This is a genomic window from Frateuria flava, from assembly GCF_017837635.1.
GTDB classification, from domain to species: Bacteria; Pseudomonadota; Gammaproteobacteria; order Xanthomonadales; family Rhodanobacteraceae; genus Frateuria_A; species Frateuria_A flava.
The window spans coordinates 82,214-104,081 of the sequence record NZ_JAGJRS010000017.1 but is presented as its reverse complement, the minus strand read 5'-3'; the positions used below and the strand labels follow the sequence as shown (position 1 = coordinate 104,081).

21 protein-coding genes are annotated in these 21,868 nt (G+C 69.5%); 8 read left to right on the top strand and 13 right to left on the bottom strand.

All coding sequences use genetic code 11. From position 1 onward, the window contains the following. Window positions 1-223: 223 nt before the first annotated feature. On the bottom strand, window positions 224-1,084 hold the full coding sequence (locus J7I44_RS08750) for a 5'-nucleotidase, lipoprotein e(P4) family (RefSeq protein WP_209619087.1): 861 nt from the start codon (window positions 1,082-1,084) through the stop codon (window positions 224-226). Window positions 1,085-1,187: 103 nt separating this feature from the next. Between J7I44_RS08750 and J7I44_RS08745 the strand changes: the two genes are divergently transcribed. After that, window positions 1,188-2,222 (top strand): AI-2E family transporter, encoded by a 1,035-nt coding sequence (locus J7I44_RS08745; RefSeq protein ID WP_209619083.1) that lies wholly within the window; start codon window positions 1,188-1,190, stop codon window positions 2,220-2,222. 80 nt (window positions 2,223-2,302) lie between these two features. On the opposite strand, the gene J7I44_RS08740 is transcribed toward J7I44_RS08745, so the two are convergent. Beyond that, complete coding sequence (locus J7I44_RS08740; protein ID WP_209619080.1) at window positions 2,303-4,282, bottom strand: UvrD-helicase domain-containing protein; 1,980 nt, start codon at window positions 4,280-4,282, stop codon at window positions 2,303-2,305. 174 nt (window positions 4,283-4,456) lie between these two features. Between J7I44_RS08740 and J7I44_RS08735 the strand changes: the two genes are divergently transcribed. The 3 genes from J7I44_RS08735 to J7I44_RS08725 all read left to right on the top strand — a co-directional run bounded on the left by J7I44_RS08735 (window position 4,457) and on the right by J7I44_RS08725 (window position 7,289). Then, a complete protein-coding gene (locus J7I44_RS08735; RefSeq protein ID WP_209619076.1) occupies window positions 4,457-5,755 on the top strand; it encodes an NAD(P)/FAD-dependent oxidoreductase in 1,299 nt (432 codons plus the stop codon). Between the two features lie 43 nt (window positions 5,756-5,798). After that, window positions 5,799-6,431 (top strand): thymidine kinase, encoded by a 633-nt coding sequence (locus J7I44_RS08730; protein ID WP_209619073.1) that lies wholly within the window; start codon window positions 5,799-5,801, stop codon window positions 6,429-6,431. A 93-nt stretch (window positions 6,432-6,524) separates the two neighbouring features. Continuing rightward, the gene (locus J7I44_RS08725; protein ID WP_209619072.1) at window positions 6,525-7,289 is read left to right on the top strand and encodes a hypothetical protein; all 765 of its coding nucleotides are present in this window, start codon (window positions 6,525-6,527) and stop codon (window positions 7,287-7,289) included. Between the two features lie 74 nt (window positions 7,290-7,363). Here J7I44_RS08725 and mutM read toward each other — a convergent pair whose 3' ends face one another. The 6 genes from mutM to J7I44_RS08695 form a co-directional block, all read right to left on the bottom strand. Then, window positions 7,364-8,191 carry a bifunctional DNA-formamidopyrimidine glycosylase/DNA-(apurinic or apyrimidinic site) lyase gene (gene mutM / locus J7I44_RS08720; RefSeq protein WP_209619069.1) on the bottom strand — a complete coding sequence of 276 codons (828 nt, stop codon included), beginning with the start codon at window positions 8,189-8,191 and terminating at the stop codon, window positions 7,364-7,366. 204 nt (window positions 8,192-8,395) lie between these two features. Beyond that, complete coding sequence (gene gndA / locus J7I44_RS08715; RefSeq protein ID WP_209619066.1) at window positions 8,396-9,805, bottom strand: NADP-dependent phosphogluconate dehydrogenase; 1,410 nt, start codon at window positions 9,803-9,805, stop codon at window positions 8,396-8,398. A gap of 127 nt (window positions 9,806-9,932) precedes the next feature. Continuing rightward, window positions 9,933-10,418: a hypothetical protein gene (locus J7I44_RS08710; RefSeq protein WP_209619063.1), complete on the bottom strand. Its 486-nt coding sequence runs from the start codon at window positions 10,416-10,418 to the stop codon at window positions 9,933-9,935. Further along, window positions 10,418-11,773 carry a GldG family protein gene (locus tag J7I44_RS08705; RefSeq protein ID WP_209619061.1) on the bottom strand — a complete coding sequence of 452 codons (1,356 nt, stop codon included), beginning with the start codon at window positions 11,771-11,773 and terminating at the stop codon, window positions 10,418-10,420. The genes J7I44_RS08710 and J7I44_RS08705 overlap by 1 nt, the downstream gene beginning before the upstream one ends. Next, window positions 11,773-12,528: an ABC transporter permease gene (locus tag J7I44_RS08700; protein ID WP_209619058.1), complete on the bottom strand. Its 756-nt coding sequence runs from the start codon at window positions 12,526-12,528 to the stop codon at window positions 11,773-11,775. Before J7I44_RS08700 ends, J7I44_RS08705 begins: the two co-directional genes overlap by 1 nt. Continuing rightward, window positions 12,525-13,259 (bottom strand): ABC transporter ATP-binding protein, encoded by a 735-nt coding sequence (locus J7I44_RS08695; protein WP_209619055.1) that lies wholly within the window; start codon window positions 13,257-13,259, stop codon window positions 12,525-12,527. The genes J7I44_RS08700 and J7I44_RS08695 overlap by 4 nt, the downstream gene beginning before the upstream one ends. 137 nt (window positions 13,260-13,396) lie before the next feature. On the opposite strand from J7I44_RS08695, the gene J7I44_RS08690 reads away from it, so the two are divergent. After that, window positions 13,397-14,590 (top strand): DesA family fatty acid desaturase, encoded by a 1,194-nt coding sequence (locus J7I44_RS08690; RefSeq protein WP_209619052.1) that lies wholly within the window; start codon window positions 13,397-13,399, stop codon window positions 14,588-14,590. A 132-nt stretch (window positions 14,591-14,722) separates the two neighbouring features. On the opposite strand, the gene J7I44_RS08685 is transcribed toward J7I44_RS08690, so the two are convergent. The 5 genes from J7I44_RS08685 to rpmB form a co-directional block, all read right to left on the bottom strand. Then, on the bottom strand, window positions 14,723-15,235 hold the full coding sequence (locus J7I44_RS08685; RefSeq protein WP_209619048.1) for a DUF3016 domain-containing protein: 513 nt from the start codon (window positions 15,233-15,235) through the stop codon (window positions 14,723-14,725). Window positions 15,236-15,357: 122 nt separating this feature from the next. Continuing rightward, window positions 15,358-15,765 carry a thiol-disulfide oxidoreductase DCC family protein gene (locus J7I44_RS08680; protein WP_209619045.1) on the bottom strand — a complete coding sequence of 136 codons (408 nt, stop codon included), beginning with the start codon at window positions 15,763-15,765 and terminating at the stop codon, window positions 15,358-15,360. After that, a complete protein-coding gene (locus J7I44_RS08675; protein WP_209619042.1) occupies window positions 15,758-16,297 on the bottom strand; it encodes a DUF4166 domain-containing protein in 540 nt (179 codons plus the stop codon). Before J7I44_RS08675 ends, J7I44_RS08680 begins: the two co-directional genes overlap by 8 nt. Before the next feature lie 76 nt (window positions 16,298-16,373). Beyond that, a complete protein-coding gene (gene rpmG, locus J7I44_RS08670; protein ID WP_017463578.1) occupies window positions 16,374-16,541 on the bottom strand; it encodes a 50S ribosomal protein L33 in 168 nt (55 codons plus the stop codon). Window positions 16,542-16,551: 10 nt separating this feature from the next. Continuing rightward, entirely contained in the window at window positions 16,552-16,788 is a 237-nt protein-coding gene (gene rpmB / locus J7I44_RS08665; protein ID WP_209619039.1) for a 50S ribosomal protein L28, read from the bottom strand. A 301-nt stretch (window positions 16,789-17,089) separates the two neighbouring features. Here rpmB and secB point away from each other — a divergent pair, with 301 nt between their 5' ends. The 3 genes from secB to J7I44_RS08650 all read left to right on the top strand — a co-directional run bounded on the left by secB (window position 17,090) and on the right by J7I44_RS08650 (window position 21,866). Next, window positions 17,090-17,596, top strand: coding sequence for a protein-export chaperone SecB (secB, locus tag J7I44_RS08660; protein ID WP_209619034.1), 507 nt, complete (start codon window positions 17,090-17,092; stop codon window positions 17,594-17,596). Window positions 17,597-17,608: 12 nt separating this feature from the next. Next, window positions 17,609-18,634 carry an NAD(P)H-dependent glycerol-3-phosphate dehydrogenase gene (locus J7I44_RS08655; protein WP_209619031.1) on the top strand — a complete coding sequence of 342 codons (1,026 nt, stop codon included), beginning with the start codon at window positions 17,609-17,611 and terminating at the stop codon, window positions 18,632-18,634. Window positions 18,635-18,842: 208 nt separating this feature from the next. Further along, window positions 18,843-21,866: a DEAD/DEAH box helicase gene (locus tag J7I44_RS08650; protein WP_209619028.1), complete on the top strand. Its 3,024-nt coding sequence runs from the start codon at window positions 18,843-18,845 to the stop codon at window positions 21,864-21,866. The last annotated feature ends 2 nt before the right edge of the window (window positions 21,867-21,868 follow it).

Here is a 21,868-nt window from a genome sequence, read left to right as displayed (position 1 = left end):
CTCGACCTGTCGAACTGGCGGCAAGCGGATGTCTGTTGGCCAGAGTCGCAAAAGAAAAACCCCGCGGGCCTGGAGCCGCGCGGGGGAAATCCGGCCGGGCCGGAAGGGAAATGGCCTTGCCCGCGATTAAGGAGGTCAGCAGGTTTCGGCGGGACAGAGCTTACGCGGGCCCAGCTTCTAAGGCAATGGTTTTGTTTTGTCTCTCAAGTCCTTGATTTTTATCTCAGTCCACACGCAGGCTCTCGATCTTGCGCTCGCGCCGCTCCTGCGGCGAGAGCTGCCAGTCGTTGCCGAACAGCGCCGGCTCCCAGCTGCCGTAGCTGGGGTTGGGCAGCACGAACCAGCGCTGGCCGATCCATTCCAGATACGGCTTGATCGCCGCCTCGCGGCCCGCGGGCGTGTTCTGCGCGATATCCAGGAAATCGCCCAGCTGGTCGCCGAACTGCATCAGCACGCGGTAGTGCCGGCTGACCCACTGCCGCCGGCAGCCCTTGTCCGAACCGTGCGCGGTGCATCCGGGCACGCTCGTGCCCAGGCCGAGCAGGACGTCCGGCCCGGCCACCGGCACGCCGACCTGGCGCAGGTTGGCCAGGGTCGCCTCATCCAGCGCCTTGTCGCGATTGGAAATGAAGATCACCTTGACGCCGTGCGCGGCCGCGTCACGGGTGAAGGCCACCACGCCGGGTACGGCGCGGGCACGCGCCTGGAGGCACCATGCGTTCCAGCTGGCCTGGTCGAACGCGGCATGGGCGCGGACCAGGCGCGCCTGGTAGGGGGAGTTGTCCAGCACCGTCTCGTCCACGTCCAGCACCACCGCGGGCGGCAGGCCGCGGGCCGGCCAGGTGCGGTCGGCCGCGGTCAGCGCATCCCATTGGGCGTCGTCCAGCGCGGCGGCCAAATGCTGTTGGGCATCGCGGTAGGTCTGCAGGTAGATCAGGTCGTGCTCGACCGCGTTCTGCACCCAGGCGGTGGCATTGAGGTTGTCGTCGGCGGGCACCATCGCGGCCAGCGGCCGGGGCGGCGGCGCGGCCGTGCAGCCGGCGAGCAGGAACAGGGCGGCCAGGGCGGGCAGGCGCGAGGTCATCGCTGGGGTCCTTTTGCGCACGAACGGCCCGCCAGTGTACGCCAGGCTGGCAGGCGGGCCGGCCTGCTGCGAGACTGGGGTCCCCTCCCCGAAGCCGTGGCCCATGGCCCCCAACCCGTCCCTGTTGCGCGAACCCTCGCGCACCACCCGGATCGCCAGCTATGTGCTGGCCGGCATCGCGCTGGTGCTGGTGATGGAGCTGCACCTGCTCTCGGCGCTGCTGGCCGGGCTGCTGGTGTACGAGCTGGTGCAAACGATCAGCCCGTTGCTGGAGCGGCGCCTGTCCGGCCGGCGCGCGCGCGTGGTGGTGGTGGCGCTGATCGGCGCGGTGGTGGTGGGGTTGCTGATCCTGCTGGCGCTGGGCGCGATCAGCTTCTTCCACAGCGAGATCGGCAACCCGCAGGAGCTGTGGGACAAGCAGTTGATGCCGCTGGTGGAGAAGGCGCGCGAGCAGCTCCCGGCGGCGCTGGTCGGCTCGCTGCCGGACAGCGTGGACGAGCTGCGCGTGATGGCCGGCGAGCTGACCCGCAAGCACGCGGCCAGTTTGCAGCTGGCCGGCAAGGACACCGCGCGCGGCTTCGCCCACATCATCATCGGCCTGGTGCTTGGCGCGATCGTCGCGCTCAGCCACAGCGCCGGGCCGAGCCAGCAGCCCGGTCCGCTGGCCGCTACCCTGGGCCAGCGCTGCAACCGCCTCGCCGATGCGTTCCACAACATTGTGTTCGCGCAGATCAAGGTCTCGCTGATCAACACCCTGTTCACCGCGATCTTCCTGATCGGCGTGCTGCCGCTGATGGGCATCCACGTGCCGTTGGCCAAGACGCTGGTGGTGGTGACTTTCGTGGTCGGTTTGCTGCCGGTGATCGGCAACCTGATCTCCAACACCGCGGTGACCATCGCCGGCCTGTCGGTATCCCTGGGCGTGGGCATCGCCGCGCTGGTGTTCCTGATCCTGATCCACAAGCTGGAGTACTTCCTCAACGCGCGCATCGTCGGCACCCAGATCCGCTCGCGCGCGTGGGAGCTGCTGATCGCCATGCTGGCGATGGAAGCGGCGTTCGGCCTGGCCGGCCTGGTCGCCGCGCCGATCTACTACGCCTATCTGAAGAGCGAGCTGGAAGGCGAGAATCTCTTGTAGGAGCCCGCTTGCGGGCGATGCGCTCGCGGCAGTCGGCCAGGAGCACCGCCCGCAGGCGGGCTCCTACAACGTCGGTCCGCCTATTTGCCGGCCAACATGGCCGCGATCTTCGCCATGTGCGATTCGGCCGTCTCGCGCACGATCTCCTTGTCCGCCTCCGGATCCTTGCCCTGCCAGTGCAGGTCGGCCTGCGGCAGTTCATGCAGGAAGCGGCTGGGCTGGTTGGTGTGGATCTCGCCGTAGCGTTTGGTGCGCGCGGACCACGACAGCGTGAGCAGCTCCTTGGCGCGGGTGATGCCGACGTACATCAGGCGCCGCTCCTCGTCGATGCGGCCCTCGTCGATGGCACCCTCGTGCGGCAGCGTGCCGTCCTCGCAGCCGACGATGAAGACGAAGCGGAACTCCAGGCCTTTGGCCGCGTGTAGCGTCATCATGCGCACGGCATTGCCGGGTTCGTCGCGGTCGGCATGGCTGAGCAGCGCCAGCTGGGCGGCCAGGTCGCCGGCGCTGTTGCCCTTCTGCATGGCGCGGAACCAGTCGGCCAGTTCCTGCAGGTTGGCCAGGCGGCGGTCGCGCAAGCTCGCGTCGGGTGTGCTGGCGGCGATGTGTGCGGCGTAGCCGGTGCGCTTCAAGATGCGCTCGACCAGATCCGCGGCGCTTTCGTGCAGCGACGCGCTGCGCAGCTCGTCGAGCAGCTCTGAAAAACCCGCCAGCGCGGCGGCCGGTCGCGGCGTGAGCTGGCGCAGCACGGCATCGCTGCGGGTCGCTTCCAGCAGCGAGCAGTGTTTCGATTGCGCGAGCTGGCCGAGCTTCTCCAGCGTGGTGGCGCCCACTTCCCGCCTGGGCACGTTGACCACGCGCAGGAGCGCCGCGTCGTCGCTGGGGTTGGTCAGCAAGCGCAGGTAGCAGAGCAGGTCCTTCACTTCGGCGCGGTCGAGGAAGGAGAGCGCGCCGGTGAGGTGGTAGGGAATGCGCGCCAGGCGCAGCGCCTTCTCCAGCGGACGGGCCTGGAAGTTGCCGCGATACAGGATGGCGATGTCGTGCCAGCGCGCCTTGTGCTTCTCCGCCAGCGTGGTGGCGATGGCGGCGACCTTCTCGGCCTCGTGCTCGGCGTCCTTGCACTCGAGCACACGGATCGGCGCGCCCTCGGGGTGCTCGCTCCACAGCTTCTTCTCGTGCAGGTGCGGGTTGTTGGCGATCAACTGGTTGGCCGCGCGCAGGATGCGCTTGCCGCAGCGGTAGTTCTGTTCCAGCTTGATCACGCGCAGGTTCGGCCAGTCGCGACCGAGCTGGTCGATATTCTCCGGATTGGCGCCGCGCCAGGCATAGATCGACTGGTCGTCGTCGCCCACGCAGGTGATCCCGCCGCGCTCGCCGGTCAGCGCCTTGAGCAGCCGGTACTGCGCGTCGTTGGTGTCCTGGTATTCGTCCACCAGCAGGTAGCGCAGGCGCTCGCGCCACGCGTCGCGGCACTCGGTATCCGACTCCAGGATGCGCAGCGGCAGCCGGATCAGGTCATCGAAGTCGACCGCGTTGAAGGCAGCCAGGCGCTGCTGGTACATCTGGTAGATCGTCGCCGCGTCCAGCTCGCGCGGCGCGCGCGCGGCGGCCAGCGCTTCCTCCGGCGACAGACCCGCATTCTTGGCGCGGCTGAGCAGATTGCGGATGCCGAACAGCACGTCCGGCTTGGCCCCCTTGGGCGCCAGCTCCTTGACGATGCCCTCGCTGTCGTCGGCGTCCAGCACCGAGAAGCCGCGGCGCAGGCCCGCGCGCGCGTGCTCGATCTGCAGGAACTTCAGTCCCAGCGCATGGAAGGTGCAGACAGTGAGTGCCGCGGCGTCCTCGCTGCTGACCAGCTTGCCCACGCGCTCGCGCATCTCGCGCGCGGCCTTGTTGGTAAAGGTGATCGCCGCGATGCGGTTCGCCGCGAGCTTCCGCCGCTGGATCAGGTGCGCGATCTTCTGGGTGATGACGGAGGTCTTGCCGGAACCGGCGCCGGCCAGCACGAGCAGTGGGCTGTCGCAATGTTCGACGGCGGCCAGTTGTTGCGGATTGAGCATGGAGCGGGCGGCGGTACGGGCGAAAGGCCGATGGTAGCAGAGGCCTCTGCCGGTCCCGGGACGGCGCCTGGTTGGAGCATGTCGCCGGTGGGTGACCCGCCTCGGTTCGGCGAACCTGCCGCCTTCTGCCGCATCGGCCATAATCGGAACGCAGGTCAAACGCCGGGGGAGCGGATGGAGCGGGAAAAGGCAATCGAATCGTGCGACGTGGCGATCATCGGCGGCGGTCCGGCGGGCAGTACCGCCGCCGCACTGCTGGCGCGGCGCGGCTACAAGGTCATCGCGCTGGAGAAGGAGCGTCACCCGCGATTCCACATCGGCGAATCGCTGCTGCCGATGAACCTGCCGGTGTTCGAGCGCCTGGGCGTGCTGGACAAGGTCCACGCCATGGGCGTGTTCAAGGCCGGCGCCGATTTCGAGACCGACAACGAGCGCGGCTACAACGTCTTTTCGTTCGGCCGCGCGCTGTGCAAAAGCCCGCCGCACAGCTACCAGGTATGGCGGCAGGATTTCGACAAGATGCTCTACGACCACGCGCGCGAGTGCGGCGCCGATGCGCGCGAAGGTCAACAGGTGGTGGCCGTCGATCTGGTCGGCCCGCGGCAGACACGTCTGGAGGTAAAGACCGACGAAGGCGAGCGCTACACCATCGAGGCACGCTATCTGGTCGACGCCAGCGGCCGCGACGCGTTCGTGTCGACGAAGAAGAAGCTCAAGCGCAAGAACCGTCAACACCAGAGCGCGGCGCTGTTCACCCGCTTCAGCCATGCCGCGCGCCGTCCCGGCGAGGACGCAGGCAACGTCAGCATCTACCGTTTCGAGCACGGCTGGATGTGGATGATCCCGCTGCCGGACGGCAGCATGAGCGTCGGCGCCGTGTGCTGGCCGGAGTACCTCAAGCGCCGCCGCGGCGACACGCGCGAGTTCCTGCTCGACACGCTCAGGCAGAACGCGCAACTGTGGCAACGGCTGGAGGGTGCCGAACTGATCGACGAGGTGCGCGCAGCGGGCAACTATTCGTACGATTCTCGGGCGATGGCCGGTCCCGGCTGGGTGCTGGTCGGCGATGCGTTCGCCTTCCTCGATCCGGTGTTCTCCTCCGGCGTGTTCCTGGCAATGGATGCGGCCGAACGCGCGGTCGAGGTGGTCGATGGCGCATTGCGCGAACCGAAGCGCGAGGCGGCGCTGCAGCGCGCGCTGGAGAGGCGCCTGCGCAAGGGCATGGCGCGCTTCGCCTTCTTCATCTACCGCTTCAACGAGCCGGTGATGCGGCGCATGTTCGCCTCGCCGCGCAACACCTGGCAGCTGGAGCAGGGCGTGATCTCGATGCTGGCCGGCGACTTGTTCGATCCGCTGCCGGTGCTGCTGCGGCTGCGCGTGTTCAAGTTCGTCTATGGCGTGAGCGTGTTGAGAAACCTGCGCCAGTGGTGGGCTGGCCACCGCTACCGCATCGCCCAGGCGCGCGCCGAATAGTCGCCTACAATGCGCCGTTTCCGCTGACCGGCTTCGCCGCCTCATGGCCAAGTTCTACTTCTATTACTCGGCAATGAATGCCGGCAAGACCACCACGCTGCTGCAGAGCGCGTACAACTATCACGAGCGCGGCATGCGCACGCTGATCCTCACGCCCGCGCTGGACAACCGTTTCGGCGTGGGTGTGGTGGCCTCCCGCATCGGCCTGAAGGCCAACGCGCGCCGCTTCGGGGCCGGCGAGGACCTGCTCGCGCTGGTGGAACAGGACATCGCCGAGCGCGGCGCGCTGCATTGCGTGTTCGTGGACGAGGCGCAGTTCCTCTCCAAGGCGCAGGTGTGGCAACTCTCCGACGTGGTCGACCGGCTCAACATCCCGGTGCTGGCCTACGGCCTGCGCACCGACTTTCGTGGCGAGCTGTTCGAAGGCAGCCGCTACCTGCTCGCCTGGGCGGACAACCTGGAAGAGATCAAGACCATCTGCCATACCGGCCGCAAGGCCACCATGGTGGTGCGTGTGGACGAGCAAGGCCGCGCGGTGACCGAAGGCCCGCAGGTTGAGATCGGCGGCAATGACCGCTATGTCTCGGTCAGCCGCGCCGAGTTCAAGCACATCACCGAGGGCCGCGGCCGCATCGAACTGCAGCAGAGCGTGCTGCCGCTCGACGACACCCGCTGAAGGCCACTCCTGCTCCTACTTCCCGGCCCCGCCCGGGGGAGAGGGGTCGGGGAGGCCTTTGAAGCTCCCGACCCGCCGAACCCAAGGAAGCCCATGAGCGCCACTCCGGAAGCCTGGCCCCGCCCGTACTGGCAGCCAAGCGATGAAACCATCGTGCTGCACTTCTACGTGTTCGGCCGCTTTGCCGACGAGCTGGCGATTCCCGCCGCGCGCTACGCCAGTGCCGGCCTGCCCGAGGGCGTCCAGTTGCAGCGCTTCGCCCATGCCGCGCTGCGGGATTGGGAGGGTTATCCCCTGAAGGGCGCGCTGGGCGAGTTGCTGAAGGAGGATGCGCCCGCCGCCTTCGACCTGGCCCACGCCGCGCCGGACGTACTGGTGGTGCGCGGCGAACTGGCCGACCGCGACAGCCTGGACTACCTGCGCGACACCCTCGGCGTGCTCGCCGGCCTGCTGGACGTGGGCGGGCGCGCGATCCTCGACCCGCAGATCCTCACCTTGTTCGACCCCGATGCCTGGCGCCGCCACTACCTGGTGCCCGGTGGCGCGCCGCCGCGCAACCACGTGCTGATCCTGCGCCATCCGGACGAGGGCGAAGGGCGCTCGCATGTGCGTACCCGCGGCCTGCGCAAGTTCGGCCGTCCCGACCTGAGCCTGCGTCACGTGCCCGACGCGCATGCCGGCCAGGCCGGCATGCTGTGCGAACGGCTGGCGGAACTGCAGGCGCTCGGCGCACGCTTCGTCGAGGGGCAGCCGATGGAGGTCGAAGGGCTGCCCGGTGAGTTGGTGGCGCATCCGGGCGGCGGCCGGGACGATCCGCAGTTCAACAACACGCACGTCGCCTTCGACTGGCCGGTATGAAATTTATCCAGGGCGGGCTTCAACCCGCCACCCCGGTCAACGATGTGTGCTGAAGCCCCTGCGCCGCATGCGGCTCAACGCTGGCAGCGTGGGCACCAGAATGTGGAGCGCTGCCCGAGCACGGCCTGGCGGATCGGCGTACCGCACACCTTGCATGCTTCGCCGGCGCGGCCGTAGACGTTGAGCTCGCGGAAGAAATAACCGGGCGCACCGTCGGGATTGAGAAAGTCGCGCAGCGTGGTGCCGCCCCGCTCGATCGCCCAGCCCAGGATCCGCTTCACCTCCGCCGCGAGCCGCGCGTAGCGCTCGCGCGAGATCTTGCCGGCCGCGCGGCGCGGATCGATACCGGCGGCAAACAGCGCCTCGCTGGCGTAGATGTTGCCCACGCCGACCACCACGGCGTTGTCCATCAGGAACAGCTTGACCGCGGCGCTGCGGCCCCGCGACAAGTGCCACAGCACATCGCCGTCGAAGGCGTCGGTCAGTGGTTCGGGGCCCAATGATGCGAGCAGGGCGTGGGTCTGACCCGGCGGTTGCCAGAGCAGGCAGCCGAAGCGGCGTGGATCGGTGAATCGCAGCACGCGCGCGGGACGGCCGGCTTCGGGGGCGAGCGCGATGTCGACGTGGTCGTGTACGCCCAGCGGTGCATCCGGCGGCAGCACGCGCAGCATGCCGCTCATGCCCAGGTGCATCAGCGCGCTGCCGGCCTGGGTGTGCAGCAGCAGATATTTGGCGCGGCGCTCCACCGCCTCGATGCGCTGGCCCGGCAGCAGCTCGCTCACCTCGCGCGGAATCGGCCAGCGCAGGTCCGGGCGACGCAGCACCACGCCGGCGACGCGGCGGCCCTCGACGTGGGGTGCGATGCCGCGGCGGGTGGTTTCGACTTCGGGAAGTTCGGGCATGGCGATGGATGTCCGGGTGAGGGCCGGGGCAAGGTTGTCCCCATCCGCCCTGCGGGCACCTTCCCCGGGTTCACGGCGGAAGGCTCGTCAATATCTGCCGGGGGCGCGCGGGAGATCGGTCTCAAGTCTGCCCATCGCGGCTCGCCCGGTCCTTCCTCCGAGCGTGCGGCAAGGTGCCCGCAAGGCGGATGGGGAAGCCTTGCTTCAGGCCTCCCAATCCACGTGGAAACTGCCGGGCCGGTCGACACGTTCAAACGTGTGCGCGCCGAAATAGTCGCGCTGCGCCTGCAGCAGGTTCGCCGGCAGGTGCTCGCTGCGGTAGCCGTCGAACCAGGCGATCGCGGAGGCCAGGCAGGGCGTGGCGACGCCGCAGGCCACGGCAGTGGCGACGACCTCGCGCAGGGCCTGCTGGTAGCGCGTGGCCGTGTCGGCGAAATAGGGGTCGAGCATCAGGTTGGAAAGGTCTGGATCGCGCGTGTAGGCCTCCATGATCCGTTCCAGGAAGCCGGCGCGGATGATGCAGCCGGCGCGGAAGATGCTGGCGATGGTGGCGTAGTCCAGGTCCCAGCCATGCGCCACGGAGGCTGTCCGCAACTGGGCGAAGCCCTGCGCGTAGGAGATCAGCTTGCCCAGGTACAGCGCGCGGCGCACCGACTCGACGAAAGCGGTGCGATCGCCGGCGAAGCTGGTCGTGGGGCCGTGCAGCACGCGGCTGGCGGCGAGGCGCTCGTCCTTCTGCGCCGACAGGCCGCGGGCGAACACCGCTTCGGTGATCAGTGGGAGCGGCACGCGCATTTCCAGCGCGTCCTGGCAGGTCCATTGGCCGGTGCCCTTCTGCAGCGCGCGGTCCAGGATCCTGTCGACCAGGTCGTTGCCGCTGTCGGGGTCCTTGCGGGTGAAGATGTGCGAGGTGATGTCGATCAGGTAGCTGTCGAGCTCGCCACGGTTCCAGTCGGCGTAGACGCGCGCCAGCTCGGCGTTGGACAGGCCCAGCACCTGGCGCAGCATCGCGTAGCTTTCGGCGATCAGTTGCATGTCGCCGTACTCGATGCCGTTGTGCACCATCTTCACGTAGTGCCCGGCGCCGTTGGGGCCCATCCAGGCCACGCACGGCGTGCCGTCGGGCGCGCGCGCGGCAATCTCGGTGAGGATTGGTTCGACTTGCGCATACGCCTCGCGCGGTCCGCCGGGCATGATCGACGGCCCGAGCAGCGCGCCTTCCTCGCCACCGGACACGCCACAGCCGATGAAGTTGAAACCGGCCGCCTGCATCGCCTGCTCGCGACGGATGGTGTCGCGGTAGTAGCTGTTGCCCCCATCGATCACGATGTCGCCTGGCTCCAGCAGTGGCTTGAGCGCCTCCAGCATGGCGTCGACCGGCGGTCCGGCCTTGATCATCAGCAGGATGCGGCGCGGGCGTTCGAGCGAGGCGACAAAGGCGGGCAGCTCGTGGAACGGCACCAGGCGGCGGTCCGGGTGGGCGGCCATGACCTGGTCGGTGAAGGCGCCGTCGTGGTCGTAGACCGATACCGCGTGGCCGCGGCTTTCGATGTTCAGCGCCAGGCTGCGTCCCATCACGCCCATGCCGAACACACCCATCACCTGCTGGCTCATTGCTGCTACTCCGGACTTGATCCAGTCCAATATGGGCCCGGCGACGCGCGCCACAAGCGGTGCCCCCGGCGACAGCCCGTGCCATCGACCCCGTAGGAGCCCACTTGTGGGCGATGCCTTGCCGGGATCAGTGAATGCGCTCGGCGTTCCGCGTGGCCGGGCGAGGCGTGTAGCGCAGTGGCACCAGCGCGATGCGCTTGCCCACGCGCACGTAACGCAATGGACCGGTCACGGCAGTCGTGCCGAAATCGAGCACTTCGCCGTCCAGCCTGAGCTGCACCACGGGTGGCGCCAGGCCGATCTTCGCCGCGTCGAAGTCCGACGCCGGCCGCCAGCTCGCGACCGGCGCCTGCGCGATCCCGGCCAGTTCCTCCAGCCGGCCGTCGTCCGCGCGCTTGCCGTCGGCCTGCCACCAGTGGCCATCGTGGCGGCGATAGCGCTCCGGCGGCTGGCCGGGCAACGCAAGCTCCACCGACGTCACGGCCTCAGGGTCCATTGCCAGCAGCGTGCCGGGCGCCTGGCGCTGGTCGTGCAGGTACTGCGCGGCGGCAAGCGCCAGCAGCGCCAGTGCGATCCCGACGACGATCCAGCGCTGGCGTGCCTTGCGCCGCATCAACGCCGGCGACGGCGCCAGGTCAGCACGCCGCCGATGAGCAGGAGCAGCAACGGCAGCGCGATCAGGAAGCCCAGGCTCACCACGTTGAGTTCGGTCTGCGAGAGCTCCAGCACGCGGTCGGGTGCGCCGCGCGGCGGCAGGCTAACCAGCGCGTCGTCGCCGAGCAGCCAGTCGAACACGCGTTCGCCCAGTGCGCGGTTGCCGCCGTTCCCCAGGAACGTGTTGGAAAGGAAATCACCGTCGCCGATCACCACCACGCGCTGCTGGCTCTTGTCCGGACTCGGCGACAGGCGCGACAAGGCCAGGCCGAAGGCCAGCGGCCCCTTCAATTCGCCCGCCGCAGCGTCGAAACGAATGGTCGAGTCCGAGGCGTTCTCGATCGGCTGGAATTCGGTCCAGCTCTGCGGCCCCGATTCGAGGAAGTCCTGTACCGCCCAGTCGTTGCGGTTGACTTGGGCCAGCGCGGCGACCTGCGGGAACAGCGTGGTGAGCAGGAAACCGCGCGTGATCGCATGCGGCGGATAGGCGCCCAGTGCGATCAGGCGCGGATCCTTCAGGCCCAATGCGGCGCCGCCGCCGTCGACCAGCACGCCGGGCAGCACGCGCACGCCCAGCGTGTCGGCGAGCGGCGCCAGGTCGAGGTCGCTGTTGGCCGGCTCGGTCAGCCACAGCAGGTTGCCGCCGTTGGCCAGGTAGTCGACCAGCGCGCGCACGGCGCCCGGCTCGAGCGCCAGCGAGGGGCTGGCCAACACCACCAGGTCGGTGTGCTGTGGAACCGCGGTGACCTGGGCGAAGTTGAGCGGCACCGCGCGCATGCCGCGGCTTTCCAGCTGCGCCATGAAGGTGCCCAGGTCGGCGTTGGCCTGGCCGTCGGCGCGGCGTTCGCCATCGCCGGTGACGAAGGCGACGATGCGCTCGCCGCCGCGTGCCAGCCGCTCCAGCGCGTTGGTCAGGCTGCGCTCGGACAACTCGTCCAGCCGCTGCTCACGGCCGCGGTAGTGCACGATGATCGCGCCGTCGACGGTGATGCCCAGTTCGCGCATCTTCGCCGGATCCTGTTGCGGATCGACGAAGCGCAGCGTCAGGTCGGGCTTGGCCCGGCGGTAGCGTTCGAGAAAGCCGGCGATCGTCGGACGCAGGTCGCCCTGGGGATTCGCATAGCTGACGATCTCGACCGGCCCGTCGAGCTGGCCGAGCACGGCGCGGCTCTCCGGCGACAGGCTGGCGCGACCGCCCGCGGTCCAGTCGGCGACGAAGACGTGCCGGGTCGTGAGGTAACCGATGGCGCCCGCGCCGACGAGCAGCGCCAGCGCGAACAGCCAGCCGTCCAGGCGTCCGAATAGCGTGCGCATCAGCCGCGCTCCCGTTCAGCGGCGACGCGGCGGATCGCCAGCGCCAGGCAGACGATCGTCAGCAGCGCGAACCACGCCACGTCGGCGCTGGTCACCAGCCCGCGCAGCAGCGGCTGCAGGTGCGAGCTCATGGCCAGCCAGTTGATCGCGCCGCCTTCCATGCCGGCCAGCTGCGCGCCCATGTTCACCGCCCACAGGCCCAGCGTGAGCACCAGCGCGGCCGCCGCGGCGAGGGCCGGATGCGAGGCAAACGCCGAACAGGCCAGCCCCAGCGCGGCGAGCGAGGCCAGCAGCAACGCCATGCCCAGCGTGGCGGCGGCGAGCTTGCCCCAGTCGATCGCGGTCGCGTGCGCCAGCGCCGAGGGCATCGCCAGCACCAGCGCCAGCCAGGCCAGCAACCACACCAGCAGCGCCGCGTACTTGCCCAGCACGATGCGCGAGGGCGACAAACCCATGCCGAGCAGCAGCGCCAGGCGTCCTTCGCGGCGTTCGCCGGCCAGGGCCGACATCGACAACAACGGCACCACCAGGAACGCGAGCTCGGCCAGCTTGGCCAGCAGCGGCACGGCCACCAGGTCGGTGTAGCCGGGGCCGTCGGGCAGCGCGGCGAGGCGGATCTGCGCGGCGAGGAAGCTGCCCAGCAGCAAGGTGAAGTTCCACGCCAGCCAGGCAAGCGTCAGCGCGCCGAGCACCCAGGCGAGCGGACGCACGAACAGCCGGCGCAGCTCCAGTCGCGTCACGGCCAGCGCGCTCATGCGGCCACCTTCGCGGTGGCGATGGCGAAGAAGCGCTGCTCCAGCGCGGCATGGTCGCCGGCATCCAGCGTGCCCGCGTGGCGCAACGTGCCCTCATGCAGGATCGCCACGCGATCGCACACCGCGGTGACTTCGGCCAGCACGTGGGTGGACAGGATCACCGCGGTACCGGCGGCCGCCTGTTCGCGGATCAGCGCGCGCAGCGCGGCGACCTGCACCGGATCGAGCGCGTTGCCCGGTTCGTCCAGCACCAGCAGCGCCGGCTGGTGCAGCAGCGCGCAGGCCAGCCCCAGGCGTTGGCGCTGGCCCTGCGAGAGCACGCCGGCGAGGCGGCGTTCGAGCGGTGCCAGTTCCAGTCGGTCGACCATGCGCGCGCATGCCTGCCTGAGCGCCGCGCCCTTGAGCCCACGCAGGCGACCGTGCGCGTCCAGATGTTCCCCCACCGTCAGTTCCTGCCACAGCGGGGCACGTTCGGGCAGCCAGCCCACCAGGCGGCGCGCGAGTGCCGGCTGCTCGGCCAGGTCCTCGCCGTCGAGCAGGATGCGCCCGCTGTCGGGCGCCAGTGCGCCGGCGATCATCGACAGCGTGGTCGACTTGCCCGCGCCGTTGACGCCCAGCAGGCCCAGCACCTGGCCGCGATCGAGCGCGAGGTCGAGGTCGCTCACCGCGGCCCGTCCGGCGCGGCGGCGGCTGGCTTTCTCCAGCGTTAACAGCGGTTGTGGCAGAGTCATTGCATGATTGTCATGGCGCCCCCACGTTTGCACAACCTGCGGGGCGCTTCACGCATGCGCGAAGTGCAAAGCGCCATGCTGGCGGGTACGGAAACCCCTCCGATAGACTGCCTTTCCACTTCCCCGGTGCTTTCCTGATGCTCGACGCGGTGCTGAACTTCCTCTCCAACGGCGTGACCCACGCCAGTTGGCTTGCCATGCTGGTCTACATGCTGGTGATGACCCAGCTCACCATCTTCACGGTGACGCTGTACCTGCATCGCAGCCAGACCCATCGCGGGGTGGATTTCCATCCGGTGCTGGCGCATTTCTTCCGTTTCTGGGGCTGGTTGACCACCGGCATGGTCACCAAGGAGTGGGTGGCGGTCCACCGCAAGCACCACGCCAAGGTGGAAACCGAGGAAGACCCGCACAGCCCGATGATCTACGGCATCAAGAAGGTGTTCTGGGACGGCGTGTCGCTGTACCGCGACGCCTGCGAGTCGAGGCAGGACATGGAGCAGTACGGACGCGGCACGCCCGATGACTGGGTCGAGCACAAGCTCTATGGCGCGCACCCGTACTGGGGCCCGACCCTGATGCTGCTGATCAGCCTGGCGCTGTTCGGCGTGATCGGCGCGGCGCTGTGGGCCGTGCAGATGATCTGGATTCCGTTCTGGGCCGCCGGCTTCGTCAACGGCATCGGCCACTGGGCCGGCTACCGCAACTTCGAAAGCGCCGACACCGCGCGCAACCTGCTGCCGTGGGGTTTCTGGATCGGCGGCGAAGAGCTGCACAACAACCACCACGCGTTCCCGAGCTCGGCCAAGTTCGCCCTGCGCAAGTGGGAGTTCGACATCGGCTGGGCGGCGATCTGCGGGCTGCGTGCGGTGGGCCTGGCCAAGGTGCTGCGCGTGGCGCCGGCGCTGGACGTGCGCCCGAACGTGAACCTGCCCGACGCCGAGACGCTCAAGGCCGTGCTGACGCACCGCTTCCAGGCGATGACCGACTACTACCGCGGCGTGATCATGCCGACCTTGCGCGAGGAAGCCACCCACGCCGGCGACAACCTCAAGGCCATGCCGCGCCGGATGCGCCGCGCGCTGGCCGACGGTGGCCGCTGGCTGGACAGCGAAGGCAGCGCGCGCCTGCAGGCCGTGCTGGCCAAGCGTCCGACGCTGCGCACCGTGTGCGATTTCCGCACCCGCCTGGCGGCGCTGATGGAGCAGCGTGGCGCCGAGCAGACCCTCAAGGGCCTGCAGCAGTGGATCGCCGAGGCCGAGCAGAGCGGCATCCGCTCGCTGCAGGAGTTCGCGGCGCGGCTGAAGGGCTACCGCGTCGCCAACGCCTGACCGACCTGACGTACGACCAAAGGCCCGCCTCCATGGCGGGCTTTTTTTGCCTTGCGCAGGGCGGGCTTCAGTCCACCGCTCTGGTCCTGCCACCGGCCGGCGGGCTGAAGCCCGCCCTACGCGACACCGGCGTTACAGCTTCGCCGGCCCACGCGCCAACCAGCGATCGATCGTGCGCTTCTCGTAGCGCAACGGGTCGGTATTGGAGAGTCCACCCGGACTGTCGTGCATGAAGCCCAGATCGGTGAGCTTGCGATCACCTTCGCGGATCACCTGCCCCCGGCTGTCGAGCAGGCGGAAGTGCAGCGTGATGCGCGGGGGATAGACGCCCCTGACGATGCGCACCGGCTGCAACGATCCCACTGTGGGCGCATAGGACCCGGCACGGTCGATGTCGGTCACGACGATGTCGAGCGTCTGGCCTTGCTCGAGCTCGGTGGAGGCCCGCTTCTCGATGTAGGTCTTCAGCGTTTTCAGATAACCCGAATCGGCACGCGAGGGCGCGAACGCACGCACCTCCTTCGTTTCGGTGAAGTTCTCGGGATGGTCATAGCGGACGCTGACGCTGCTGGCGGCCGCTGCGGCAGTGGACCCCGCAAGCGCGAGGGCCAGGCCCAGAGCGGGGCGGAATGGAAGCTTGGACATGGCGTATCTCCGATGGCGATGGGACGCCGGACTGGGGCGAGGACGCAAGCGCGGCGGGTTTTCCCGCCAGCGTGGAAACGCCCGGGCGCGCACCCGGTGCACCGGCTCGCCGCACCGATGAGCTAGTCGAGGAAGCGCCAGGCCTGCGCCGGCTCCGGCAGCCGGCAGCTCGCGCGCTGACTGAACAGCCGGTACCGGTGGCGGGCCACCCAGCGATAGGCCGGATCGCGACAGGCGCGCGGGATCGCCCGCAGCAGCGCCGCGGCCAGGCGCCAGCGCCCGCCGAAGCCTCGCAGGACGCGCGCGATGGCATCGGTGTCGGTATGCCCGCATCCGTCCTGCACCAGCAGGAACGACACCGGGTCATCCACCGACAGGCCATGCGCCTGGAGCAGCGCACGCCCGTGGGCGCCCTGCATCGCGGCCAGGCGGAAGCGGCCCGCGCGGTCATGCCGCAGCACGAAGTCGACCCAGCGGCTGCACAGCACGCAGACACCGTCGAAAACGATGACCCCGGCCGGCTCAGCCATCGACCGGCTCCAGCCAGCCGCGGTAGGCGACCAGCCGTCCCAGCAGCGGCAGGTGCGTGTCGATGTCGAAGACGTAGCGCCCCGCCTGTGCGCTGCTGCACGAGCGCACCGCGCCGAAGCAGCCGCGCGGCAGCGGCAGGCCCAGCAGGCGGCCACCGCGCAGTTGCCAGTCGATCGCGTCGTCCGTGCGGCGCAGTTCGAAGTGCAGCGTCACCGGGCCGAGTCGTTCGTGCAGCTGGCCACCGCGCGGGTGCTGGTACAGCCGCGAGTGCATCCGGCCGTGGGCGAAGCGCCGCGTCCAGGCCTCATGGCCCGGATGCCGTTCGATCGACACCTCAAGCGGCTGCGCCAGACCCGGCTCGGGCAGGCGAAGCAGCCGGCGCAGGAGCCGGGCCGGCAGGTGCATCGCGCCGGTCACGTCGGCCTGGCCGATCGCCCGCACGCGCAAGCCGTCGCCATGCATCCGCCGCACCGGCGCCGCCAGCGCGTGCCATTGCTCGCCGAGCAGCGCAGGGAACAGGGCGTCAGCCATGGCGCGCATCATAAGCGGGCGGCGGCTTTCGTGCGGGCAAAAGAAAACCCGCCGTGGGGCGGGTTCTCCTCGAAGATCACTTGATCTTGCCTTCCTTGTAGATCACGTGCTTGCGCACGACCGGATCGTACTTCTTGAACTCGAACTTTTCCGGCGTGTTCTTCTTGTTCTTCTGCGTGGTGTAGAAGTGGCCGGTGCCGGCCGAGGAGATCAGGCGGATCTTGTCTTGGGTCTTGTTAGCCATGGTTCAATCCTCAGACCTTCTCGCCGCGGGCACGCAGCTGGGCGATCACGGCCTCGATGCCATTCTTGTCGATGGTGCGCAGCGCGGCGTTGGAGACGCGCAGCTTCACCCAGCGGTTCTCGCTGGCGACCCAGAAGCGGCGCTCGTGCAGGTTCGGCAACCAGCGGCGACGGGTCTTGTTGTTGGCGTGCGAGACGTTGTTGCCGGTCTGCACACCCTTTCCGGTGACTTGACATACACGGGCCATGAGGACCTCCGTAATCGGTATTTGACCGCCCGTTGGCCAGGACGGCATCGGCCCAGCGGCGCTTGCGGCGCCACGCGATGCTGGAGGGTGTTGCGCTTCGAGAGGGGCCGGCTTGCGTTTCCGCATCGCGTCGCGGAAAGCCCGGAAGGCCGGGACGACCCTGGATCGAGCCGCGTATTCTCCCGGAAAAACAGCATCCTGCGCAAGTCACCGGGGCTGCCGGGCGATGGCGGGGCGGCCGGATGTATGGAACAATCGCCCTCTTTGCCCGCCCGCACTCACGAATTCGAGGGATTCCAAGATGGCTGAAGTCACGCCCGCCAACGACCAGGCCGCCGGCCAGGCCATGCCGCAGCTGATGCTGCAGAAGATCTACGTCAAGGACGTGTCCTTCGAGGCGCCCAACGCGCCGCAGATCTTCCAGGACATCGGCGAGAACGACCAGGCCCAGCCACAGGTCCAGCTGAACCTGGGCCAGCGCGCCACCGACCTGGGCAACAGCCTGTATGAAGTGGTGCTGAGCCTGACCCTGACCTGCACCATCGGCGAGCGCACCGCCTATCTGGCCGAAGTGCACCAGGCCGGCGTGTTCGGCATTGCGGGCTTCAATGAGCAGGACCACGCCGGCATCATCGGCAGCTACTGCCCGAACCTGCTGTTCCCGTACGCCCGCCAGGTGATCTCCTCGCTGGTGCTGGAGGGTGGCTTCCCGCCGTTCCTGCTGCAGCCGATCAACTTCGACGCGCTGTTCGCCGAGCAGCAGCGCCGCATGGCCGGTGGCGGCGAGGCGCCGACGCTCAACAGCTGACGCCGACCATCCATGCGGGACCAACCGATCCTCGCGGTGCTCGGCGCCGGCTCCTGGGGCACCGCGCTGGCTGCGCTGGCCGCGCGCAACGGTGTCACCACGCGCCTGTGGGGCCGCGACCGCGCGGCGCTGGCCGCGATGGCGCAAAGCCGCCGAAACCAGCGTTACCTGCCCGACCTCGAGCTGCCGGCCGCGCTCGCCTATGAGCCCGAGCTGCCGGCGGCCGTGCGCGATGCCGACATCGTGCTCATCGTCGTGCCCAGTCACGCCTTCGCCGCGATGCTGGACGAGCTCGCGCCGCTGCTCGGCCCCGACACCGCAATCGCCTGGGCAACCAAGGGTTTCGAGCCGGGCACCGGCCGCTTCCTGCACGAACTGGTGGCGCAGAAGCTGCCGGGCCGCGCGGCCGCGGTGGTGACCGGTCCGTCGTTCGCGCGCGAGGTCGCCGCGGGGCTGCCCAGCGCGGTGACCGTGCACTCGGACGACGAGGCGTTCGCCAAGATGCTGGCCGCGCTGCTGCACGCGCCCAACTTCCGCGCCTATTCGGGCAACGACGTGCTGGGTGCGGAGCTCGGCGGTGCCATGAAGAACGTGCTGGCGGTGGCCACCGGCGTGGCTGACGGCATGCAGTTGGGCCTCAATGCGCGCGCCGGGCTGATCACCCGCGGCATGAACGAGATGCTGCGCCTGGGCCTGGCGCTCGGCGCCCGGCCGGAAACCCTGATGGGCCTGTCCGGGCTGGGCGACTTGGTGCTCACCTGTACCGGCGACCTCTCGCGCAACCGCCGGCTGGGCCTGGCGCTGGGCCAGGGCATCGCGCTGGACGAGGCGGTACGCCAGATCGGCCAGGTGGTCGAAAGCGTGGTCACCGCCGACGAGGTGTCGCGCCTGGCCGAGCAGCACGGCCTGGACCTGCCCATCGCCAGTGGCGTACGCGCCGTGCTGCACGGCGAAGTCACCCCGGTCGAGGGCGTGCGCATGCTCATGGCACGCGAGCAGAAGCCCGAATACCCGCAGGGCCTGTTCGGCAACGCCTGACCGTTATCTGCTCCTCTCCCTCCGGGGGAGGCGAGCGGGGGAAGGAGCGGGATTCGCCCGAAGCCCCCTTCCCGCATTCAGGCCGGGTGAATCGCCTGCGTCGCGCGCCGCGCCAGCCACCCCGTCATGAACTTGCGCCCTCGACGCGCACACCACCCATCCCCTTGCTAAGCTCGTTGTTTTGGCCGGCGAGGCGGACCGCACGCGCATGCAGCAACCGGACGAAAAGCAGCCTGCCGATCGTGCCTCCCCTGCGGAGGACATGGCCGGAGGCGGCTTGCCGCCGGCCTGGCGCCGCCTGTTCAAGCCGGTCGCCCCGCCCGTCACCGAAACCCAGGTGCTGGGCTTCTTCCTGGAAGTCATGCCCGAGGACGGCGCCGCCTGGGCCCATCTGGACGTCGCGCCGGTGGCGCTGGCCGTGGCCGAGGCCGGCCGCTACGTGCGCCCGGTCCCGCTGGACAGCCGCCACCTCGCCCAGGCGCCGCTGCAACCGCACGAACAGCATCTGGCCGCCGCCCTGCTCGGCCTGCCGCAGAGCGTACGCAAGGGCCGTACCTACGTGCGCCTGGCTGGCCACATCGGCGACGCCCTGCTGGCCCAGATGCTCGATACCGCGCCGTGCTTCCTCGGCGGCCTGGCCGGCTTGCGCCTCTCGCGTGGCAAGGCGCATCCGCTCAACTGGCACTGGCAGCTGGAACAGGACGGCAGCCAGCGCCTGCTGCCTACGCTCGGGCACAACCAGCGCCTGCTGCGGCTCGATTGCCTGTGGTACCTGGACGCCGAACGCGCCACGCTGGGCCTGCTCGAGGCGGACAAGCGCGAAAGCCACTGGCTGGACCTGCCGCCGCTCAAGCACGAAGCCGGCCGGCCGCTGCTCAGAGCCCTGAAGAACAGCCCGCTCGGCCACCGCCTGCCTGCGCCCCAGGTGTTCGACGAACTGCGCCGCGCGGAGCTGGCGCCCAAACCGGTGCTGACCCTGCACGCGCTGACCCGCCATGCGCGCCTCGCCGCCGGCACCCCGCCGCTGGCCTACGCGCGGCTGGCGTTCGATTACGCCGGCGAGCGCCTGCCCGGCCGCGGCGGCGAGCCGCTGGTGCGCCGCGTGCGCAATGGCCATCTGGTCGAGATCACGCGCCGGCGTGCCGAAGAACTCTCGGCGATGGAGCAGCTCGAACGCGCCGGCCTCACGCCGGGCGTGGATACCGAAGGCCTGCCCTGGGACCTGGCCGACACGCTGCCCGAGGACGCCTGGCTGTTCCCGGGCAAGGGCTACGCCGGCGCACTGGAAGTGAACACGCCCGCGCGCTGGCTGGCGCTGCGCGGCAAGCTCGAGGCCGAAGGTTTCCAGCTCGACTACGCGCCGAGCTTCCCGTTCGAGGTGCTCGAGGGCCCGGTGCGCTGGTACGGCAACGCCACCGAGGATGCCGACGACCACGCCTTCGACCTGGAGATCGGCATCGAGGTCGAGGGCAAGCGGCACAACCTGCTGCCCGCGGTGGCACAGGCGCTGGCCGAGCACCAGTTGAACCTGAGCCCTGCGCCGAACGAACCGGAAGATGCGGTCTGGTATGCGCCGGTAGACGAGCGCCGCCGCGTACCGGTGCGCCTGAAGGAACTGCGCGGCCTGCTCGCGCCGCTGGCCGAATACCTCGAACGTCCGAAGAAAAAACTGCACCTGCCGCGCGTGCAGGCCGGTCGCCTGGAGGAGCTGGTCGAGGCGCTCCCCAGCGGTGGCGAGCTGCGCGCGCCCGAGGCGCTGCGCGGCTTCACCGCACGCCTGCGCGATGCCGCCGAGCGCGCCAGCGATGTGGTGCCCGAAGGGCTCACGGTGGAACTTCGGCCGTACCAGCGCGAAGGCCTGCGCTGGCTCAATGCGCTGGCCGAGGCTGGTGTCGGCGGCGTGCTCGCCGACGACATGGGCCTGGGCAAGACGCTGCAGCTGATCACCCACCTGCTCGCGCTCAAGCAGCGTGGCGCGCTGGCGCAACCGGCCCTGGTGGTGGTGCCGACCAGCCTGATCCCGAACTGGCAATCGGAGATCGCCCGCTTCGCGCCGGACCTCACGGTGCTCGCGCTGCACGGTCCGCAACGCAGCGGCGACTTCTCGCAGCTGGGCGCGCAGGACATCGTGCTGACCAGCTACGCGCTGTTGCCACGCGACGTGGTGACGCTGCGCAAGCAACCGTTCGCGTTGATCGTGCTGGACGAGGCGCAGCAGGTGAAAAACCCGCGCACGCAGGCCCGCCGTGCCGTGCTCAGCCTGCGCGCGCCGCGCTGCATCTGCCTCACCGGCACGCCGCTGGAGAATCACCTGGGCGAGCTGTGGTCGCAGATCGACCTGGCGGTGCCGGGCCTGCTCGGCGACGAGGGTGCCTTCCGGCGCCACTACCGCGTGCCGATCGAGAAGCAGCGCGACGAGGATTGCCAGGAGCGCCTCAACCGGCGCCTGGCGCCCTTCATCCTGCGTCGCACCAAGGCGCAGGTCGCCGCCGAGTTGCCGCCCAAGACCGAGATCACGCGCCGCGTGGTGCTCGACGGTCGCCAGCGCGAGCTGTACGAAAGCCTGCGCCTGACCCTGGCCGAGGAGCTGCGCGAGGTGATCGCGCAGCGCGGCATCGCGCACTCGGGCATCGTCGTGCTCGACGCGCTGCTCAAGCTGCGCCAGGTCTGCTGCGATCCGCGGCTGGTCAAGCTGGAGGCCGCGCGCGGCGTGCGCGAGTCGGCCAAGTTCGAGTTGCTGATGGACATGCTCCCGGCGCTGCTCGCCGAGGGCCGCAAGGTGCTGCTGTTCTCCCAATTCACCGAGATGCTCAAGCTGATCGCCGCGGAACTGGATCGCAAGCGCATCCGCTACGTCATGCTGACCGGCGAGACGCGCGACCGCGCCGCGCCGGTGCAACGCTTCCAGGACGGCGACGTGCCGCTGTTCCTGCTCTCGCTCAAGGCCGGCGGCGTGGGCCTGAACCTCACCGCGGCCGACACCGTGATCCACTACGACCCGTGGTGGAACCCGGCCGCCGAGGCGCAGGCCTCCGACCGCGCGCACCGCATCGGCCAGGACAAGCCGGTCTTCGTGTTCCGCCTGATCACCGCCGACACGGTCGAGGAACGCATCGAGGAACTGAAGGCGCGCAAGGCCGAACTGGCCGAAGCCGTACTGGAAGGCGGCGGCACGCGCGAGAAGCTCAGCTTCGACCAGGACGACCTGGACGCGCTGCTGGCGCCGGGCTGAGC

What these genes read in the sequence shown, in the direction of transcription:
- J7I44_RS08740 (WP_209619080.1), bottom strand. Translation starts at nt 4,282, where the DNA reads ATGCTCAATCCGCAACAACTGGCCGCCGTCGAACATTGCGACAGCCCA.
- secB (WP_209619034.1), top strand. Translation starts at nt 17,090, where the DNA reads ATGGCTGAAGTCACGCCCGCCAACGACCAGGCCGCCGGCCAGGCCATG.
- J7I44_RS08650 (WP_209619028.1), top strand. Translation starts at nt 18,843, where the DNA reads ATGCAGCAACCGGACGAAAAGCAGCCTGCCGATCGTGCCTCCCCTGCG.
- J7I44_RS08690 (WP_209619052.1), top strand. Translation starts at nt 13,397, where the DNA reads ATGCTCGACGCGGTGCTGAACTTCCTCTCCAACGGCGTGACCCACGCC.
- J7I44_RS08735 (WP_209619076.1), top strand. Translation starts at nt 4,457, where the DNA reads ATGGAGCGGGAAAAGGCAATCGAATCGTGCGACGTGGCGATCATCGGC.
- J7I44_RS08685 (WP_209619048.1), bottom strand. Translation starts at nt 15,235, where the DNA reads ATGTCCAAGCTTCCATTCCGCCCCGCTCTGGGCCTGGCCCTCGCGCTT.
- mutM (WP_209619069.1), bottom strand. Translation starts at nt 8,191, where the DNA reads ATGCCCGAACTTCCCGAAGTCGAAACCACCCGCCGCGGCATCGCACCC.
- J7I44_RS08750 (WP_209619087.1), bottom strand. Translation starts at nt 1,084, where the DNA reads ATGACCTCGCGCCTGCCCGCCCTGGCCGCCCTGTTCCTGCTCGCCGGC.
- J7I44_RS08655 (WP_209619031.1), top strand. Translation starts at nt 17,609, where the DNA reads ATGCGGGACCAACCGATCCTCGCGGTGCTCGGCGCCGGCTCCTGGGGC.
- J7I44_RS08705 (WP_209619061.1), bottom strand. Translation starts at nt 11,773, where the DNA reads ATGCGCACGCTATTCGGACGCCTGGACGGCTGGCTGTTCGCGCTGGCG.
- gndA (WP_209619066.1), bottom strand. Translation starts at nt 9,805, where the DNA reads ATGAGCCAGCAGGTGATGGGTGTGTTCGGCATGGGCGTGATGGGACGC.
- J7I44_RS08680 (WP_209619045.1), bottom strand. Translation starts at nt 15,765, where the DNA reads ATGGCTGAGCCGGCCGGGGTCATCGTTTTCGACGGTGTCTGCGTGCTG.
- J7I44_RS08695 (WP_209619055.1), bottom strand. Translation starts at nt 13,259, where the DNA reads ATGACTCTGCCACAACCGCTGTTAACGCTGGAGAAAGCCAGCCGCCGC.
- J7I44_RS08700 (WP_209619058.1), bottom strand. Translation starts at nt 12,528, where the DNA reads ATGAGCGCGCTGGCCGTGACGCGACTGGAGCTGCGCCGGCTGTTCGTG.
- J7I44_RS08675 (WP_209619042.1), bottom strand. Translation starts at nt 16,297, where the DNA reads ATGGCTGACGCCCTGTTCCCTGCGCTGCTCGGCGAGCAATGGCACGCG.
- J7I44_RS08745 (WP_209619083.1), top strand. Translation starts at nt 1,188, where the DNA reads ATGGCCCCCAACCCGTCCCTGTTGCGCGAACCCTCGCGCACCACCCGG.
- J7I44_RS08730 (WP_209619073.1), top strand. Translation starts at nt 5,799, where the DNA reads ATGGCCAAGTTCTACTTCTATTACTCGGCAATGAATGCCGGCAAGACC.
- rpmB (WP_209619039.1), bottom strand. Translation starts at nt 16,788, where the DNA reads ATGGCCCGTGTATGTCAAGTCACCGGAAAGGGTGTGCAGACCGGCAAC.
- J7I44_RS08710 (WP_209619063.1), bottom strand. Translation starts at nt 10,418, where the DNA reads ATGCGGCGCAAGGCACGCCAGCGCTGGATCGTCGTCGGGATCGCACTG.
- rpmG (WP_017463578.1), bottom strand. Translation starts at nt 16,541, where the DNA reads ATGGCTAACAAGACCCAAGACAAGATCCGCCTGATCTCCTCGGCCGGC.
- J7I44_RS08725 (WP_209619072.1), top strand. Translation starts at nt 6,525, where the DNA reads ATGAGCGCCACTCCGGAAGCCTGGCCCCGCCCGTACTGGCAGCCAAGC.